Below are 18338 nucleotides of genomic sequence, written 5' to 3' on the forward strand. Positions count from 1 at the left end.
GTATGGTCTTGGGTTAAGAACCATAAGTCAAAGATTAATCAATAAGTCGAACTAGATATCATCACGTTCTAGTGGGCAGCTCATGCAGCGTGCTCCGCCACGGCCGCGACCCAAATCTTCACCAGGAATTGGAAGTACAGTAATACCTGCTTCTTCCATCTTTTTAATGGTATAAACATTTCGCTCATAACCAATTACAACACCAGGACGTACAGTAAGCACGTTATTGGCGTCATTCCACTGCTCACGCTCTGCCTCAAATACGTCACCTCCAGTATGAATAAGACGTAATTCTGGTACTTCTAATGTGCGGGCAATGGCTTTGATAAAGCTATCTTTGATGCGGGTATAGCTAATTTCACCTGCTGCTTTACCAGGAGTAAGCTCCCAGGCAGGTATATCATTACGCATAATATCGGGGTAAACAGTAAAACAATCATAATCCATATGAGTCATTACTGTGTCGAGGTGCATACAGCTCCGCGCTTTAGGCAGTTGCAAAGCAATCACTTTATTAGCTTGGCCTGTCTTAAATAGATTGCGAGCTAATAACTCAACTCCCTGCGGTGTTGTCCGTTCTGACATACCAATTAAAACAGCACCTTTGCCAATAACTAGTACGTCGCCACCTTCAAGCGTTGCTAGTTCAAAGTTACGGTCTTCATCGCCAAAGTAAACTTCAAAATCTGCATCTTTAAACATGGGGTGGAATTTGTAGATGGCACGTAAATGAACAGTTTCGCGCTTCCGGGCGGGCTTGGCCATTGGGTTAACAGAAACTCCGCCATAGACCCAGCAAGAAGTATCACGGGTGAATAAATGGTTAGGAATTGGGTCTAAAATAAAGTCTGTTTCGTGCATCATTTGCAAAACAGGACTTGGGCACTGTGAGCTAAGCTCTGCAACAGTTAATCCACCAATCAGGTGTGACGCTAACTTGGCATTATCCATTTCATTGAGGAAGCTTCTAACCTCGGTTGAAAATGTAGGACCGAAGCGGTATTCGGAGACCTGACGATCCAAAACCCAATTTTTGGCTTCAGGAGAGGATAATGTTTCAGCGAGAACATCGAGCAGCAAAAAGACTTCAACGCCGTTATCTCGTAGTGTTTGAGCAAATACATCATGCTCTTTACCGGCCTCTTCAACACGTAAGACATCATCAAAAAGGAGGTCTTCACAGTTTGATGGAGTCAGGCGCCGTAAAGACAATTCTGGGCGGTGAAGTAGTACTTTGCGTAGTTGTCCAATTTCTGAGCCAACATAAAAGCGAGACATTTGCTCTCTCCTTGCCTGTCAACAAGCGACTAAAAGTAAAGGATAATTATAACATCCTAGTGTATGACACTAAGTTTGTATGAATAACACAATATTTAATAGTTTTATCATAAAAAATCTTGAGTGCTATTAAGCTGGATAAGTTATCAATAAGTACTTCAAGAATTTTGACAGAAAACACTATTTATGAAGTGTTATTCATTTTAAAAATACTTGCGGCATTTTGATAAGAAGCTGTCGCAAGTTGGAAAGTATTTAAAATATATAAGCTGATATTAGCTTGGAAGCTCTCAATGCGCGACATAGGCTAGCGCTACGATTTTTTTTTGACTGTACGTAAAAATACCCATTTTAATGTGAATTTTAACTAAACTAGTAAAATAACAAAATACAGCTTTTATTTTTGAGCATTGTTGTGCATTTAAACGACAATTTGCTTATTCGCTGTTTTCGTGTGTTTTGAATATAGGCTAACTATTAACCTACTTGTGGCAAAAGTAAAGTTTAGCTATATAATTCTGCATGTGATTTAATTTTTTAGCACTTGGTTTGTCGCTAAACAGAAATTAATAGTCACTTTTTGGTAGGTTGTTCAGCTACCAGGGTGATAGAATGAGGCTTTGTAGTAAAGTTACAAGAAAAAATGATTAATATTTGCTCGATAATTATTTTTTTTGTTAATGCTACTAAAATTAACTTATTAAGCAAATTTATTGATTAATATTTTAACAATCGAGCTTTTTGAATACTTGCATAAATGCGCTGTAAGTGACGCCTTTTTAAAAGAAAAATTAAATACCATTGATTCAATAATTTTTCTTTTCAGGCGTTTGATCTTTATCAAGAACAAGTGTTTTAGATAGACTACAATCCGGAGTTAATCGTTGGCTGAATCAACCTTTAACTCATTCTAACTTGATCACAGTTGCTGGCAGCGCACTTAAACACCAAGAAATAATACTTGGTGTGGTAGAAATCCATGAAGCACGTATTGCGTGCTTTTACATTTCAATATCAACTGCGTCGTAAATCACATATGGCGTTCAGTCAATATTTCATTAATCTTGGCTTAAATCTAATAAGTAAGTGTTGATGGATGGGTTAAACGTTATGAAAAAAGTTTTTAAGTGTTATGGTTGAGAATAAGTTATTAGACATCATGCCAATTAATAATAAACTTTTAATAGCGTTTAATATAAGTTCAGTTCAACAACATGAGCCAATAACAAAAAATCCAGTTTACCCCATAAAAAGGAAGTACTGCGATGGCAAAGTTTAAGTTCCCTTCAGCGTATAGCATACTCTTTCTCCTTATCATTGTGGTGGCAGGCTTAACGTGGTTAGTGCCTGCTGGTCAGTATGATAGGGTTCATAATGAGAAACTTGATAAAGAAGTCCCAGTAGCAGGGACCTATAAAGAGGTGGATGCAAACCCACAAGGTGTGTGGGAAATTTTTTTAGCGCCTGTTGACGGCTTCTATGATCATGACAGTTATGAGGCAAATGCAATTGATGTTGCATTGTTTGTTTTGATTATTGGTGGATTTTTAGGGGTTGTTAATAAAACAGGTGCGATTGATGCCGGAATTGCCCGCACTGTAACCGGTTTAAAGGGAAAAGAGATTTTAATGATCCCGATATTAATGTTGCTTTTTGCCGCAGGGGGAACGGTATACGGTATGGCCGAAGAGACCATACCCTTTTATACATTGTTAATACCTGTGGTGATAGCAGCGGGATATGATGCGGTAACCGGTGTTGCCATTATTTTATTAGGAGCGGGTATTGGTACGCTAGGCTCTACCATTAACCCCTTTGCAACTGTAATTGCATCTGATGCAGCAGGGGTAAAATTCTCTGTAGGTATGATGTGGCGTTTAGCTATTTTGGGGTTAGGCTGGTTAATCTGTGTTGCTTTTGTTATGCGCTATGCTGCTAAAGTCAAAAAAGACCCATCTGCTTCGTTAGTGGCAGACATGGCAGAAGATAATAAAAAGCACTTTTTACATGGTAAAGATCAAAATCAGGATATGAGTCTCAGTGGTTCTAGGCAATTGATTTTGATTGTTTTTGCTCTAACATTTGCGGTGATGATTTACGGAGTGTCTTCTTTAGACTGGTGGATGGCAAAAATTTCTGCCCTATTTATCGGGTCAAGCATTGTGGTTGGTTTAATTGCCAGAATGGGTGAAGAAGAGTTTACCTCTAATTTTGTTGATGGTGCTCGTGACCTTTTAGGGGTAGCACTGATTATTGGTATTGCTCGTGGTATTGTGGTGGTCATGAATAACGGTATGATCACTGACACTATTCTTCATGCTTCAGAGCAAGCGCTTGCAGGATTAAATAGTATTGCTTTTATTAATTTAATGTACTGGTTGGAAGTAGTGCTTTCCTTCTTAGTACCTTCTTCTTCTGGTCTGGCAGTATTAACCATGCCAATTATGGCGCCGTTAGCTGACTTTGCTGGTGTAGGACGAGACTTAGTGGTAACAGCATATCAGTCTGCTTCTGGTATTGTTAACTTAATTACACCTACTTCTGCGGTGGTCATGGGTGGTTTGGCTATAGGTCGTGTTTCTTACAACCGCTGGTTGAAGTTTATTTGGCCACTGCTGATCATTTTAACCATCCTGATTATGGCTGTGCTGAGTGTTGCAGCAGTACTTTCATAAGCAGTTTTGAATTAGGATAATAAAGCAAGACAAAAAACCCGGCAAAATAGCCGGGTTTTTTTATGGCCAAAATAAGTCATTAATGACGTTGAAAGGGGTAGATACTACCTAACTGTAGTATTTGAGTGAGTTCATCGAGTGCGAGTTGTGTTTCGTGAAGTAAAGACGGATCACTTAAGTCTTGGATAGTTAATTGATCTCGATAGTGCTTATTGACCCAACCTGTTAGTGTTGAATAAAGGAAATCATTAAGAATACAGTGAGGGTTGATTGCATTAAGCTCATTCTGAGTTAATGTTACACGCAGGCGTAAACAAGCTGGTCCGCCTCCATTTTGCATACTTTGTTTTAAATCAAAGCTGAGCACTTGAGTTATTGGGTTATTTGCACTGACCAATTCTGATAAATACTGCTTAACTGTATTATTGTGTAAGCATTCTTCAGGAACAACAATGACCATTTCTCCATTGGCAAGTGACAGTAATTGGCTGTTGAACAAATAGGTGTTAACAGCATCTTTCACACTGATATCACTTGAGTTGACTTCAATTGGATAAAAAGACTGGTCATTAAAAAAGTCATTAAGCTTGTTTAATAAGTTTTGTTTTTCTAAAAAAGCTTGTTCGTGAAAAAACAATACATTTCGATTGCCTACAGCAATAACATCATTATGAAATACTCCCTGATCAATAACAGCGGGGTTTTGTTGAATAAATAATGTTTGCTCTGCGGCTAACCCATGAAGGCGGGCAATAGCAGTAGAGGCTTCGTATGTATGACGTGCTGGAAAACGACTGGGAGCAGGCTTTTCTGGAGATAATCCATAACGCCCAAAGACAAATAACTCCATGCCTGAATCGCCATAGTTCTGACAAAGGCGTGTATGATTTGCAGCGCCTTCATCACCTAACACGTCTACAGCGGGGAGTGGGGGATGGTGTTGAAAATATTGGTCATTATTGAACACAGCCTGCAAAGTGCGTGCTGTTGTTTCTGGCTCAATACTTCTGTGGAATTTATTGACTAAATTAGCAGGAGTAATGTGAATTTTACCGTCCAGTGTGTCGCTACTTGGTGAGATGGTTGCAGCATTAGCTGTCCACATGCTGGAGGCTGAGCAGCATGAGGCAAGTAAAACTGGGTCGGTTTTTGCTGCAAGAGCTAAAATACGTGCATCAGATCCTGTAAAGCCAAGGCGTTTGAGTATATTAATGTCTGGTCGTGCTTGAGGCGCTAGCACACCTTGCACAAACCCCATATCATGAAGTGCTTTCATTTTGGCTAAGCCCTGAAGAGCAGCTTCTTTTGGTTTTGATGTCACTTGCTGATTTTTACTGGAAGCCACATTGCCATAGGAAAGCCCTGCGTAATTGTGGGTTGGACCCACTAAGCCATCAAAATTTGCTTCAACAGCATGCATTTTATTTGTCTCTTATTATAAAGAGATGATCCTATCTCTTCCGTGGAGGCATAGGACAAAACACAAATATATAGTTTTGTTACACCCTTCATGGAGGAGTGTCATCTCGCTTTACTCACGAATTTGTTGTTTAACTAACGTTGTTTCGCAATATTTTGAGAAAAGGCTTTTGACTGCAAAGAGCCTTTTCTCTATAGGGTAGTATGGGGTTAATCTAGAGATAGACCGGGAGATAAGTTGTTTGGCAGTGTGAGATTTGAAACCTCCATACTTGCTACAGGGTAAGCACAATAATCCGCAGCATAATAAGCGCTGGGCCGATGGTTACCACTTGCACCCACACCACCAAAAGGCGCTGCACTACTTGCCCCCGTGGTTTGTTTATTCCAGTTTACAATGCCAGCACGAATGTGATGCAAAAAGTAATGATAGCGATCATGGCTATCGGAAAGAAGCCCTGCGGATAAACCATACTGGGTGTTATTGGCTCGATCAATTGCTTCTTCAAAAGTGTCATAACGATACACTTTCAACAAGGGGCCAAAATGCTCATCATCCGGAACATCGTTAGGTGTAGAAAGATCAATTAAACCAGGGCTAATGAGGCCTGTATTTTCTTTTAGCTTTTTCATTAAAACTAAAGGTTTACCACCTAAAGCAATGAGCTGCTGTTGTGCAGAAAGTAATTGATCTGCGGCTTGAGAAGAAATCACTGGGCCAATAAAGGGTTGTGGATTGGCATCAGGAGAGTCCACAACAATTTTTTCAACTGCACTTGTTAATTGTTGTATAAATTTATTTCCCCATTCGTTGTTAGGAACAAATAACCGACGTGCACAGGTACAACGTTGACCTGCAGAAATATAAGCGGATTGAATGGTTTCGTGAACAGCCGCCGTGATATTTTCAACCTGATCAACAATGAGCGGATTATTCCCACCCATTTCCAGTGCAAGAATTTTTCCTGGATGACCTGCAAACTGTTTATGCAACAAGTGTCCTGTATTTGAACTGCCCGTAAAAAATAATCCATCGATTTGAGGATGATTAGCAAGTGCTATTCCTGTATTTCGTTCACCCTGAACAAGATTAATAACACCATCAGGTAAGCCGGCTTGTTGCCAGATTTTTAATGTTGTTTCTGCCACAAGTGGTGTCAGTTCGCTGGGTTTAAAAACAACGGTATTCCCGGCTAGCAAAGCTGGGATAATATGGCCATTCGGAATGTGTCCGGGAAAGTTATAGGGACCGAAAACGGCGACAACACCATGGGGCTTATGTCTTAAAACAGCGGTGCCTGCGGGGGTTTCATTGGTATGAGTCCCCGTCCGTTCATGGTAAGCCTTGATAGAAATTGCAACTTTACCGATCATAGCAGCTACTTCAGTAGCAGTTTCCCAAAGTGGTTTTCCAGTTTCCTTTGAAATTGTCTGGGATAGATGATCTCGTTGTTCGTCTAATAATTTAGCAAACTTTTGCATGAGTGCTTCACGATCAGCCAAAGAGGTCGCTGACCAGCTTGCAAATGCTTGTCGAGCCGCCTTAACTGCTTGCTCTACTTGGTCTGTGGATGCGCTTTGTCCTTCCCAAATAACCTCGCCATTGGCTGGGTTTAAGGAAAGCATGTCTTCACCATGACCCGCTTGCCATTGACCGTTGATCATTACACTCAAGTTGCTCATTGCTGTTCACTCCCACTTGACAGTTCAAAAATTCTGGCATGGTCGCCATCGTTTAGTTTTAACTCTGCCGCATCTTCAGGAGAAATAGCCACAGTGCCGTTACTTTCTACCAGTGGTAGCATGCCACAGCGAAAATCTTTCAGTAGTGTATTACTGATCACAAATGTAGTGTCACTAGAAGGTAAAGCAGAAGTAACTTTTACTTTAACTTCGCGGCTTGCTCTAATAGCGCGAATATCATCAAAATGACAGGTTACGGTAGGGCCTGCATCAAAAATATCGACATAACCCTCATAACGAAAACCCTCATTTTCTAACATGCGGAGGGCAGGACGTGTATTTTCATGGACTTCACCAATGACCGCTTGAGCTGACTCCGGCAGTAAGTTGGTATAAATCAGGTGTTTTGGCATTAACTCAGCAATAAAAACTTTTTCACCAATCCCTGTTAAGTAATCTGCATGGGAAAAATCCATTGAAAAGAAGGGGCGCCCCAATGCCTCCCAAAAGGGCGATCTGCCTTCGTCATCAGATACACCACGCATTTCTGCACATACTTGTTTACCGAAACGGTTAGGAAATTGTGCCATAAAAGCATAGCGTGACTTGGACAATAAACTGCCATTTCCACTATGACGATACTCAGGATCAAGAAATAGTGAACACAGTTCGGTATATCCAGTATGGTCATTGGATAGTCTGAGTGTATGTACGATGTTATGGACTTTTAACTCTCGTGATGAGTGGACCAGGGTACCCAAGTGGTAATTGTACCAGGGCTCAGAAAGGCCAACCGCTGCTGCAACACCGCAAATACCCACCACTTGATGAGTAGCAGTATCCTCAAGCACAAATAAATAGGTTTCTTCACCGGGGGACTCAGGCTCGTCCATGGCAATAGCGGTTTCGGAAACAGTAATCTTTTGTTTAAGCTGCTCTTCATTGGGTTGTAGTGAAGTAAAACCTGTACCGGTTTTTTCAGCTAATTCGTATAGGCGCTCGTAGTCTTTTTGGTTGATGGGACGAATAATCATCATGGGGTCATTCTCACCAATTTTGGTGCCTCCTAATCAGTAAATAGTTATTCAGGTTTATTGACTCGTTTGGTTTCGCCTGGATTAGTCTTATTCTTTTAAAACTCAATAAGGCTTGAAGTGTTTAAGTAGCCAATAACCTTTTTTATATGAAAAATAGTCTTTTCTTATTTTTTCCTGAACACAAGTTCTGGGAGATTTATTATTTTGTCTTTGTTCCCCCTGATGCTTTCTTTTACACCTCAGCTGGGGGCTATTTATACAATGTAATATTGCGCGTAACAAACGTAAAACAGATAAAAACTTATTTATAGGTTGTTGTTTACTGCCTGTTACGCGCTTTTTTGTCTCGTTAAACCTGCTGTTATTTACCTTTTTACTCAGTTACCCATGGCTATTTTGACATTAGTACTTTCAAAAATTTTGTCAGCAGATGCTGCAACAAAACCCTGATATAGCTCGCCATCTGCCATTGGATAGCGTAAAGCAAACTCATAAAAACAGCTAGGAATAACAGCTGTTGTATCATCAAAGGCTACTTCAACTTTATTAGCTAAGGTTGAAGATTGCTCCAGAAAAACGTCAGGAGAGCCTTTGATCAGTCCGCCACTACTATTTAAGGTAAACCCTTCTTGTTGAAGAAAGTGGTTAACTTCTTGCAAAGTTTGGTGGGAGCGTAAAGCATTAACTAGTACCGTGAAGTGATTTGGACGATAGCCGAACGCTGCAGTCCACGCTGCATATTCACTCTCTTCAAGCAATTGTTGGTAAGTCGATAACGTTAAGGGCCAATGGCGGCCAGAATAACAAAAATTATCCTGAAGTAAACTATTACTATCTAAATACTGTAATAAATTCTCGATAGTCTGTTTAGACTGTGAAGAAAGTTGATCTAAACATAACTCGCTTATAAAGACTTTTGGCAAAGAAATGTCTTTATGTTGAAAATGCTTTGCATATAGTTTTTTTTCAGGAAAATGATACTCACCAGATTCCTGATACCCCGCAGCAAGAAAAGGCCTGGCCACTTTATCTATAGTGACTTTGGGGTGTTGAAAGGTGCGTAAAGCAATATGGTCATTAATTACTTGATCATTATTGTGAGAAGCAAATAAATTATATATGCGTTGTGCATCTGGATTCAGTTCCAGATAATCTTGCCACATTGCATTTAACAGGTGATCTAATTGAGGCTTTTGCATAGCAGTACACCTTCATCTCCGCTAGAGTTGTTATTATGGGTTACAGGGAATTTAACTTTTACTCCTGTAACAGGTGATGACTTCTTATAATTAACTACTTTATTTATCAGTATTTATGGTTGCTTAAACGTGCTCTGGGTTAATGTGTAACCTCCCTATATTTTTTTATCTCATAACATGGCATAGTGAATTTTGTCATTTTCTGCTATACCTAAACACTCCGCTTCTTCAAGTGATAGTTGCAGATTTTCAGGGTCAGCTCGACGCAATATACAGCGAAAATCATTTAACTCACCAGTGCTAAGTAAACATAATGGTAGAGCAGGGTTTTCAATTGGTGTTGAGGTTATTTTCTTAATTAAAATAGACGTCAAACGCTTTATTGTTTCGATTTGATTTGTTTCAACTTCAAGCGTGGGACCTGCATCAAAAATGTCTAAATAGTGGCGATAACAAAAATGCTCTGCTTGTAATAGTGCCATGTGAGGTTGCATGTCAGCACGAGGTTGCCCTAAAACAGCTTGGGCTGCAGGAGATAATAGGGGTACATAAACGGGATATTGGGGCATCATGCTGGCGATAAATGCTTTTGAATTAATGCCAACCAGAAACACCGCTTTACTAATATCCATTGAGAAAAAGTGGCGGCCAAGACATTCCCAAAAAGGCGACAACTGATGGTTATCCAGAACACCTTGTAGCTCTGCAACCGTTCTATCAGCGAACCGGCTGCGATGTATGCCCATAAATAGCAAACGTGCTTTCAATAAAAGCTGGCGTGTTGTGGCGTTTAAATATTCTGGATCAATAAAAAAAGTGCAGAGCCTTGAGCTACCGGCATAGTCCTGACATAAATGAAGGGCAGGGATGCGATTATGGATTTGTAGCTCAGCAGAGGCATGGACTACTTCACTTAAGCGATAACTATAAAAAGGGCAGTTAATACCAACAGCTGACTCAATGCCTGCCACTCCAATGATTTGTTTGGACTCAGTATTTTCCAATACAAAGTGATAGCTGTTTCCAGCTAAATCAGGGGCAGGGTTTTGAAGGGCGCGCTGTGTTGCACTGATTATGCTGCTTAAATGGTCACGATGCGCTGGCAGTGTTGTCAGTCGACCACGACTGAGAACCGCAAGGCGTTCAAGCGCTGGTAAGTCATTATGATGGATCGGTCTAACCTGAAGCATGTTCCCCCCGTTCCCAGTTTTCAGAATGGTCATTTGCCAAGTGAAAAAGCAAAAGTGCACTCAGTTTTGCACGCTCAACTAAACTGCTGACCAGCATATATTCTTGATCACTATGAATTTTGCCGCCTTGCACACCAAGTGTATCGATATTGGGTAAGCCATAAGCGGCTAAGTTATTGCCATCGCAGCATCCGCCTGTAGGGTGCCAGGCTAAGTCAAGACCTATTTGCTGGCCACACTGTTTCGCCAGCGAGAAGAGTCGTTGATTTGCTGGTGTTAAACACTTGGGTGGCCGACCGAAGCCGCCATGGAGTTGGAGAGTGATACCCTCTCTCTGATTAATAGAGGCGGTGAGTTCGGAGAGCTTTTGCTGGCACCAAGCTTCATCTTCTGCCGTGGTAGTACGAATATTAAACTGACTGACGCAGTTATCTGGTACAACATTTACTGGTCCGCCACCATGAACATAGCCTGGGTTGACAGTGATAGTGTCTCGTTGCTGGTTGAAATCATCAAGGGCTGAGATAAAGTCTGCCATCGCACGAATAGCATTGCGTCCCAAATGGTGTTCTCGCCCAGCATGAGCCGCTTTGCCAGTGACGACGACAGAGAAGTTACCACTGCCTTTACGTTGTCCAGCAAAGTCGCCATTGGGGAAACAAGGCTCATAAATCATACCGACATGGTTGCGTTGAGCACATTCTGCAAACAATGATGAAGAACCCGGTGAGCCAATCTCTTCATCAGGGTTGAAAAGTATTTCCCAGCCAATTTTTTCAGCCAGAGGGCTTCGTTCTAAGCAGGCCAGCGCATTTAGCATGACAACCAAGCCACCCTTTAAGTCCGCGACACCAGGGCCATTGATGGTGTTATTGTCCAGCCACTTCACCTGTTGAAAAGGGTGGTCGACAGCAAACACTGTATCCATATGCCCACATAAGAAAACCTTCATGGGTGCTTGAGGGCGTTTGGTGATCCTTATGGCATTGGCCAAGGGGTACTGTTTAATTTGCCCAGTATCGTCAATGACTTGGTGAGCAGGCATAGGAATCTGCTCAACGTTTCCCTCTAGAGGGGCTGCTAGTTTACACAATTCATCACCAACAGCTTTTACTCCAGCATGATTCAGACTACCTGAATTAATATTTGCCAGAGCTATGGTTGCAGCCAGCATTTCTTCTTGACGGTTATCAAGCCAGCTCAACCACTCTTGGAATGGGGCTTCACTCATACTCCTAATTTCCTTTATTTTTTTACTTTTGATTATTCCGTATTTCCCTGTCATGGCCTAGACAAGGACTGTTATTGATGCGACCCAGACTATTTTTATTTGGACAAATTATGTTTTTATGAGGTCGCAGAGCAGACGTTTTTAAACGAAAGCGCGTTATTTAATGAAGGAAAACCCCAATCAGAGCTTGGGGTGTAAATACGCCAATTGACTGGTAGGCACGAATACATGTATCTACCTACCAGTCTTATTATCCTACTAATGAGGCACTTAGGTATTTGGTCCTTCACTCACAACTTTTTCGATACCTTTTTCCAGCAGGGAAAGGCCTTGCTCGATATCAGTGTCTGGAATAATCAATGAGGGAGCCATGCGGATTACATTGGGACCTGCAACAAGCACCATGACACCTTCAGCTAACCCCGCTTGTAAGAAGCGACCCGCTTGACCTTGCCACTCATCATTTAAGGCCCCGCCGATCAATAAACCTTTACCGCGAACTTCCTTGAAAACGCCATATTTAGCATTGATGGCATTCAGACCATCAATAAACCGTTTGTTTTTATCGCTAACGCCTTTGAGTAAGGTAGGGTCATTAATAATATCAATGATTTCATTGGCAACAGCGCAAGCAAGCGGATTACCACCTGATGTACTGCCATGGGTACCAAATACCAGACTTTTTGCGACTTTTTCGGTGGTTAGCATAGCTCCCATAGGGAAACCGCAACCAAGTGCTTTGGCTGAGGTCAGGATATCAGGGACCACATCATATTCCATGTAAGCGTACAGGTGTCCAGTACGGCCAACCCCGGTTTGCACTTCATCAAAGACTAACAGCGCTTGATGCTTATCACATAGTGCACGAACACCTCTTAGAAACTCAGGAGTTGCAGGGATAATGCCGCCTTCACCTTGAATAGGCTCTAGCACTACCGCACAGGTTTTGTCGGAGATAACGGCTTCAACAGATGCTAGGTCATTAAACTCGGCATGGCGAATACCACCGGGTGCTGGCTCAAAACCTTTACGGTATTTGGGCTGACCACCTACTGAGACGGTAAATAGTGTTCGACCATGGAAGGACTGAGTAAATGAGATGATTTCATTTTTTTCTGGGCCAACATGATCGTAGCTGTATTTTCGCACTAACTTGAACGCTGCCTCATTCGCTTCAGCCCCGGAGTTGGCAAAAAACACCTTATCAGCAAATGTTGATTCAGTCAGTTTTTGGGCTAGCTTAAGCGCAGGCTCATTTGTGAAGACATTGGATAAATGCCAAAGTGTTTGTGCTTGTTGAGACAGGGCATTTACCAGACGTGGATGACAGTGTCCAAGTGCGGTAACAGCAATGCCTCCTGCAAAGTCAATGTATTCTTTGTCAGCCTGGTCCCAAATTCGTGATCCTTCACCCCGCACAGGAATAACTTTCTGTGGGTTATAGTTGGGGACCATGACAGCGTCAAAGACTTCTCGTGTTACCTGCTTTTCAGTCATGCTTTTACCTCGTTTGCGTTACTCGCTTGTGTTTTTACTCGTTGTTGTTGTGAAAAACGTTTTGCTTTGTTCTTAGGCCAGGTTATGTAGCTCTCGAACAGCCACTGACAACATCGCCAAGTCAGGCTCTGCACTGGATTGAATATCTGCCCAAATAGACTGACTATGTCGTAATGTGTTGGTTTTTTGTGCAAGCCAATTATCCAGGCAGGGCAAAATTTGCTCCTGCTCATGTGCAATTTGCTGCTGAACATGACAGGTAACCTGGCTCAATGCTGCATCCAGCTCATCGGCCAATGTATTACGGGCTTTTCGTTGCCAGACATTACGTTGGGGAAGAGCGCTAATGCTAGTGCGCAGCCACTGGAGCGTCAGCTTTTCTTCAAGGGCAAAGAACAGCTGAGCTGCATGGTTAACATCCTGTTGCTCTTGCAATGCCAGATGGACAATATCCAGGCTATTGTACTCAAAAGACAGGCTGGCACAGGCTGCGGCAATAGATTCAGGTACATGCTGCGCTGAGTAATGACTAACACGCTGCTGGAACGTGGTTGCCAGCTCACCTTGTAACAGTGAATGCAGTTGCTGACGAATATAAGTAAGGCCTGGTAAGTATTTCTGCACTGTGGCCTCAACATCCAAAGGATGCCCACCATGCCGTAACAGCCATAATGTGACCTTTTCTGTCATTTCTTGCAGTGCACTGTATAAGTTGCACTGCGTTGGGTAACTTACCTCTGTGGTGAGCTGATCAACTGCCTGCCAAATCTGATCTATATTAAAGAGCTGAGTCGCCGCAAAAAAGGCGCGAACGATGGACAGTGCTGAGCAATTCGCTTGCTCTTGGACACGCATGATAAAGCTCGGCCCCATCCGGTTACCGACAATATTGGTGACGTGGGAAGCAATTATTTCATTGTGTAAGGGATGTTGCTCAACAGCAGATAAGCAGCGCTCTATTAAGGGGGAGGGAAAATAATCCTGTATTTGTTGTGCAAAGTATGGATCACTGCCTATTTGCTCTTCTTTTAGGGCATCTGATAAGTGAATCTTGCTGTAAGCAAGTAGTACTGAAAGCTCAGGCCGAGTTAAGCCTTCTTGAGCTTGAGCGCGCTCCTGGAGTTGATCTTCATTGGGTAGGTATTCGAGTTTACGCTTCAGGCGTTTTTCTTTTTCCAGCAACCGAAGCAAACGAGTCTGGTCATTTAAAAGCTGAACGCCTTTGGCATTAATCAAGCTAAGAATTTGGCTTTGTTGAACATTATGCTTCAGTACGAGAGAGGCAACATGATCGGTCATATCTGCCAGAAGTTTGTTGCGTTGTTTTTGGGTTAAGTCACCTTGATTTACTACTTGATCTACAACAATCTTGATATTGACCTCATGGTCAGAGCAATCCACACCTGCTGAATTATCACTGGCATCTGTTGTCACTAGCCCGCCTCGACGCGCAAATTCAATCCGGCTGAGTTGGGTGAAACCCAAGTTTCCGCCCTCACCAATTACTTTGCATCTGAGCTGATTAGCATTAATGCGGACACTGTCATTGGCTTTGTCACCAACATCCCCATGGGTTTCTGTACTGGCTTTGACATAGGTGCCTATGCCGCCATTCCATAGAAGATCTACAGGAGCTTGCAGAATATGCTTGACCAACTCGTTTGGGGTCAGTCTTTGTTTTTCAATACCTAGTGCTTGCTTGGCTTCCGTTGTCAGCTCAATCACTTTTGCTGATCGGGAGTAAATACCACCACCTTTGGAGATTAGCTGGGTGTCATAGTCGAGCCAGTTAGAGCGGGGAAGGTTAAAGAGCCGCTGGCGTTCAATAAAACTACTTGCAGCATCAGGTGTGGGGTCAATAAAAATATGCTGATGGTTAAAGGCGGCTACTAGACGAATGTGTTTAGAGAGCAGCATACCATTACCAAACACATCACCTGACATGTCACCGATACCAATACAGGTAAAGTTTTGCTGTTGGGTATCAATACTAAGTTCTTTAAATAAGCGTTTAACAGATTCCCATGCGCCACGAGCGGTAATGCCCATTTTCTTGTGGTCATAGCCATTACTGCCACCAGAAGCAAATGCATCTCCTAGCCAGAAGCCATAGCTCATGGCAACTTCATTGGCTAAGTCTGAGAAGGTGGCTGTGCCTTTGTCTGCGGCGACAACCAAGTATGGGTCATCATCATCATAGCGAAGCACTTGGCTAGGGGGGGTGAGTTGTTGATCAACGAGGTTATCAGTGATATCCAGCAAACCACTGATAAATGTACGGTAACAGTACTCCACTTCAGCCTGTATCTGCTCTCGTTCCGCGCTGACAGGTAAGCGTTTGGCTACAAATCCACCTTTTGCACCAGAAGGTACAATAACGGAGTTTTTAACCATTTGCGCTTTGACCAGACCAAGGATTTCAGTACGGAAATCTTCACGACGATCTGACCATCTCAAACCACCCCGAGCAACCTTACTGCCACGCATATGAACACCTTCTACCCAGGGTGCATATACAAATATTTCATAGGCAGGACGGGGCTGAGGTGCGGTAGGAATTCTCTCAGGGGCCAGCTTGAAAGACACATAAGGTTTAAGATTGTTAGCCTGATCTTGCACATAAAAGTTGGTGCGCAGCATCGCCAAAATAACCTCAAGATAGTGCCTTAAAATCCGGTCTTCATCGAGGTTGGCAACGGCATCCAGAGCCGCTTGGATATTCTGTTGTAGCTCTTGACAGCGTTCTTCGTTAACGGGTTGGCTTGGATCAAAACGCTGACTGAACAATTCCACCAGTTGCCGGGTAATAATGGGATTATTGGCCAGCGTTGTTTCCATATAAGCCTGACTGAATGGTACTTTAAGTTGCAGCAAGTACTTGCAGATAGCGCGAAGCATCACTACTTGCCGGCAAGTCAGGGCAGCAGCAACGACCAGCTTGTTAAAGCCATCATTTTCAATGCGCTCTTGATAGGCTTCTATAAAGGTTGTCTGAAACTCTTGCTTGGCGCTGTTATTATCCAGGTCAATTGCGCTAATCGTGGCAATGTTAAAGTCGAGGATCCAGCAAGTTGTACAGTCTGTACATTTGATGGCATAGGGGTGAGCACTCAGTACTTTAACACCCATATGCTCCAAAATAGGAAGCACATCTGACAGTGCCATAAAGTCACCACGACCAATAACTTTAAAATGCAGGTTCCCTGCACTGGTATAAGGTCGGTAAAGGTAAGTACTAATGGTCTGACCAGCAAGAACACTCTCCAGGTGTTGTATATCAGCAGCGGCTCGGGCAACGGTGAAATCGGCTTGGTAGCCTGCGGGAAAAGCATTGCCATAACGACGGAATAAGCGATTAGCCTCGGCTTCGCCAACACGGCTTTGCAAAGATAGATGCAGATTATCAGCCCAGGACAACATAGCTTTAGTCATCTGCATTTCGATTTCGTCGATATTGTATTCCTGCTCGTGGGCATTTTCACAGTGGATGGTGAAATGTACTCGGGCAGAAACCTGCTCAGAAAACTGAACATTAAATTCAACACTCTGACCGTTAAAGCTTTGCAGTAGAATTTCTTGCATTCGCATCCGTACTTCGGTGTTATAGCGATCACGGGGCACAAAAACCAATGCAGAAATAAAGCGTCCATAAATATCAGGGCGAATAAACAGACGTAACTGCCGTCTTTCTTGAGTTTCTAAAATACCCTGTACAGTGTCATTTAACTGTTCATAGTCAGCTTGTAACATTTCATCACGAGGGTAGTGGTTGAGAATATTTCGGAGAATTTTGCCTTTGTGACTGTTGGCAGGTATATGCATCGTATCAAGGAGGCGCTGAGCCTTACGACGCAGTAATGGAATATCCTGATAAGGTGCTGCGTAAGCCGAAGAAGAATACAGTCCAAAAAAACGCCACTCACCCACTACCTGACCTTGTTTGTTGAACCGTTTAATCCCAATGTAATCAAGGTGGGCTGGACGGTGAATTGACGACATGGTGGTGGATTTAGTGAGAATTAGCGGAAATGGCGCTAGCATCCGCTGTAATAAATAGGGTGAAAGAGTCAGCTCTCGAGTGGTTTGGTTGTCAATGTTGCGGAATGTACCAAGACTTTTGTCGGCCTGTAAAACCATTTTCCCTGTTGGGCTTTGAGGATTTGCAGAAAGGGTATAGGCCCGGAAGCCCGCAAAAGTAAAGTGGCTGTCCATTACCCACTGGAGAAAGGCAACGATTTCTTGTTGCTCATGACTGTCCAACCCAGGAACTGAGGCTTTCGCCAAATCATCACAGGCTGTTTTCATATTTTTTAGCATTGGCTGCCAGTCGGTAACGGCCAGGTTGACTTCTTGAAGCACCCACTTAATACGTTGCACCATGTCATCGAGCACCGTTTGATCAAGCACTCGTGCAACTTCGAAACGCATTACCGCCTCAAAAGATGTGTCAGCCTGGACATCTTCCGCATCAGGAATATCAGTTACACTGCCATGGCCGTCACGAATCACTGGAATAACAGGGTGGGTAATGCGATGAATAAAAAACTCACCTGCATTTAGTGCCATTGAAATGGATGAAACCAAAAAGGGCTGATCAGTCGTAATGATCTCAATAATGGTATGCCGCGATTCCCAGCCATGTTCTTCAAAGGTGGGGTTATAAGCACGGATAGCAGGTTGATTAGCCCGTTGTTGAGCAAAGTCCCATAGGCTCATAATTGCGCCACAAAGCTTGTCAATAGGGGCTTGAACCAGCTCTCTACTAATGCTTTCGCGATAAAAGTGGTAGGCCAACGCGTTGACAGGCTTAACTAAATCTGGCGACAGTTGAGCACTAAGGCGCTGCTGGATTTGACGTATAATGTCGTATTTATTTTGGTTCTGACTGCTCATAGATTTGGTTCTGGTAGTACATAGGCGAAATATTACAGTTGCGGTGTAGTATAATTATTTGGCACCCATTATTTTTGCTTTTATTGGGGCGTAGCTGTTTTTATCACGCTGTTGCTTTTATCACATTTTTTGTGCGTTACATGCGCTATGTGACAGAAAGAAAGTTTCTACACACACAAGCTGGGTATTTTTTTCTTGGCTAGGCTGGATTATGAGCTATTGTCCAGGTGAAGGCA

At 42.8% G+C, this 18338-nt stretch carries 10 protein-coding genes; 1 reads left to right on the forward strand and 9 read right to left on the reverse strand.

The genetic code is table 11. From position 1 onward, the window contains the following. Window positions 1–51: 51 nt before the first annotated feature. Window positions 52–1278, reverse strand: a complete 1227-nt coding sequence (gene arcA / locus KHS79_RS13200) for an arginine deiminase (protein WP_212719655.1) — start codon at window positions 1276–1278, stop codon at window positions 52–54. Between the two features lie 1265 nt (window positions 1279–2543). Between arcA and KHS79_RS13205 the strand changes: the two genes are divergently transcribed. Continuing rightward, window positions 2544–3953, forward strand: a complete 1410-nt coding sequence (locus tag KHS79_RS13205; RefSeq protein WP_212719658.1) for a YfcC family protein — start codon at window positions 2544–2546, stop codon at window positions 3951–3953. A gap of 79 nt (window positions 3954–4032) precedes the next feature. On the opposite strand, the gene astB is transcribed toward KHS79_RS13205, so the two are convergent. The 8 genes from astB to KHS79_RS13245 form a co-directional block, all read right to left on the reverse strand. Further along, window positions 4033–5373: an N-succinylarginine dihydrolase gene (astB, locus tag KHS79_RS13210; protein WP_212719661.1), complete on the reverse strand. Its 1341-nt coding sequence runs from the start codon at window positions 5371–5373 to the stop codon at window positions 4033–4035. A 209-nt stretch (window positions 5374–5582) separates the two neighbouring features. After that, window positions 5583–7055, reverse strand: a complete 1473-nt coding sequence (gene astD / locus KHS79_RS13215) for a succinylglutamate-semialdehyde dehydrogenase (RefSeq protein ID WP_027707659.1) — start codon at window positions 7053–7055, stop codon at window positions 5583–5585. Beyond that, entirely contained in the window at window positions 7052–8092 is a 1041-nt protein-coding gene (astA, locus tag KHS79_RS13220) for an arginine N-succinyltransferase (protein ID WP_212719665.1), read from the reverse strand. The genes astD and astA overlap by 4 nt, the downstream gene beginning before the upstream one ends. A gap of 377 nt (window positions 8093–8469) precedes the next feature. Next, window positions 8470–9291: a DUF1338 domain-containing protein gene (locus KHS79_RS13225; protein ID WP_212719668.1), complete on the reverse strand. Its 822-nt coding sequence runs from the start codon at window positions 9289–9291 to the stop codon at window positions 8470–8472. 170 nt (window positions 9292–9461) lie between these two features. After that, a complete protein-coding gene (locus tag KHS79_RS13230; protein ID WP_094787694.1) occupies window positions 9462–10481 on the reverse strand; it encodes an arginine N-succinyltransferase in 1020 nt (339 codons plus the stop codon). Beyond that, complete coding sequence (locus KHS79_RS13235) at window positions 10468–11712, reverse strand: hydrolase (RefSeq protein WP_233468412.1); 1245 nt, start codon at window positions 11710–11712, stop codon at window positions 10468–10470. Before KHS79_RS13235 ends, KHS79_RS13230 begins: the two co-directional genes overlap by 14 nt. A gap of 270 nt (window positions 11713–11982) precedes the next feature. Beyond that, window positions 11983–13209, reverse strand: coding sequence for an aspartate aminotransferase family protein (locus tag KHS79_RS13240; protein ID WP_212719674.1), 1227 nt, complete (start codon window positions 13207–13209; stop codon window positions 11983–11985). 72 nt (window positions 13210–13281) lie between these two features. Next, the gene (locus KHS79_RS13245) at window positions 13282–18102 is read right to left on the reverse strand and encodes an NAD-glutamate dehydrogenase (protein WP_212719677.1); all 4821 of its coding nucleotides are present in this window, start codon (window positions 18100–18102) and stop codon (window positions 13282–13284) included. Between the last annotated feature and the right edge of the window lie 236 nt (window positions 18103–18338).

This window comes from Zooshikella ganghwensis, assembly GCF_018263875.1.
GTDB lineage: Bacteria > Pseudomonadota > Gammaproteobacteria > Pseudomonadales > Zooshikellaceae > Zooshikella > Zooshikella ganghwensis.

Coding starts and splice junctions, on each gene's coding strand:
- arcA (WP_212719655.1), bottom strand. CDS start 1,278: ATGTCTCGCTTTTATGTTGGCTCAGAAATTGGACAACTACGCAAAGTA.
- KHS79_RS13205 (WP_212719658.1), top strand. CDS start 2,544: ATGGCAAAGTTTAAGTTCCCTTCAGCGTATAGCATACTCTTTCTCCTT.
- astB (WP_212719661.1), bottom strand. CDS start 5,373: ATGCATGCTGTTGAAGCAAATTTTGATGGCTTAGTGGGTCCAACCCAC.
- astD (WP_027707659.1), bottom strand. CDS start 7,055: ATGAGCAACTTGAGTGTAATGATCAACGGTCAATGGCAAGCGGGTCAT.
- astA (WP_212719665.1), bottom strand. CDS start 8,092: ATGATGATTATTCGTCCCATCAACCAAAAAGACTACGAGCGCCTATAC.
- KHS79_RS13225 (WP_212719668.1), bottom strand. CDS start 9,291: ATGCAAAAGCCTCAATTAGATCACCTGTTAAATGCAATGTGGCAAGAT.
- KHS79_RS13230 (WP_094787694.1), bottom strand. CDS start 10,481: ATGCTTCAGGTTAGACCGATCCATCATAATGACTTACCAGCGCTTGAA.
- KHS79_RS13235 (WP_233468412.1), bottom strand. CDS start 11,712: ATGAGTGAAGCCCCATTCCAAGAGTGGTTGAGCTGGCTTGATAACCGT.
- KHS79_RS13240 (WP_212719674.1), bottom strand. CDS start 13,209: ATGACTGAAAAGCAGGTAACACGAGAAGTCTTTGACGCTGTCATGGTC.
- KHS79_RS13245 (WP_212719677.1), bottom strand. CDS start 18,102: ATGAGCAGTCAGAACCAAAATAAATACGACATTATACGTCAAATCCAG.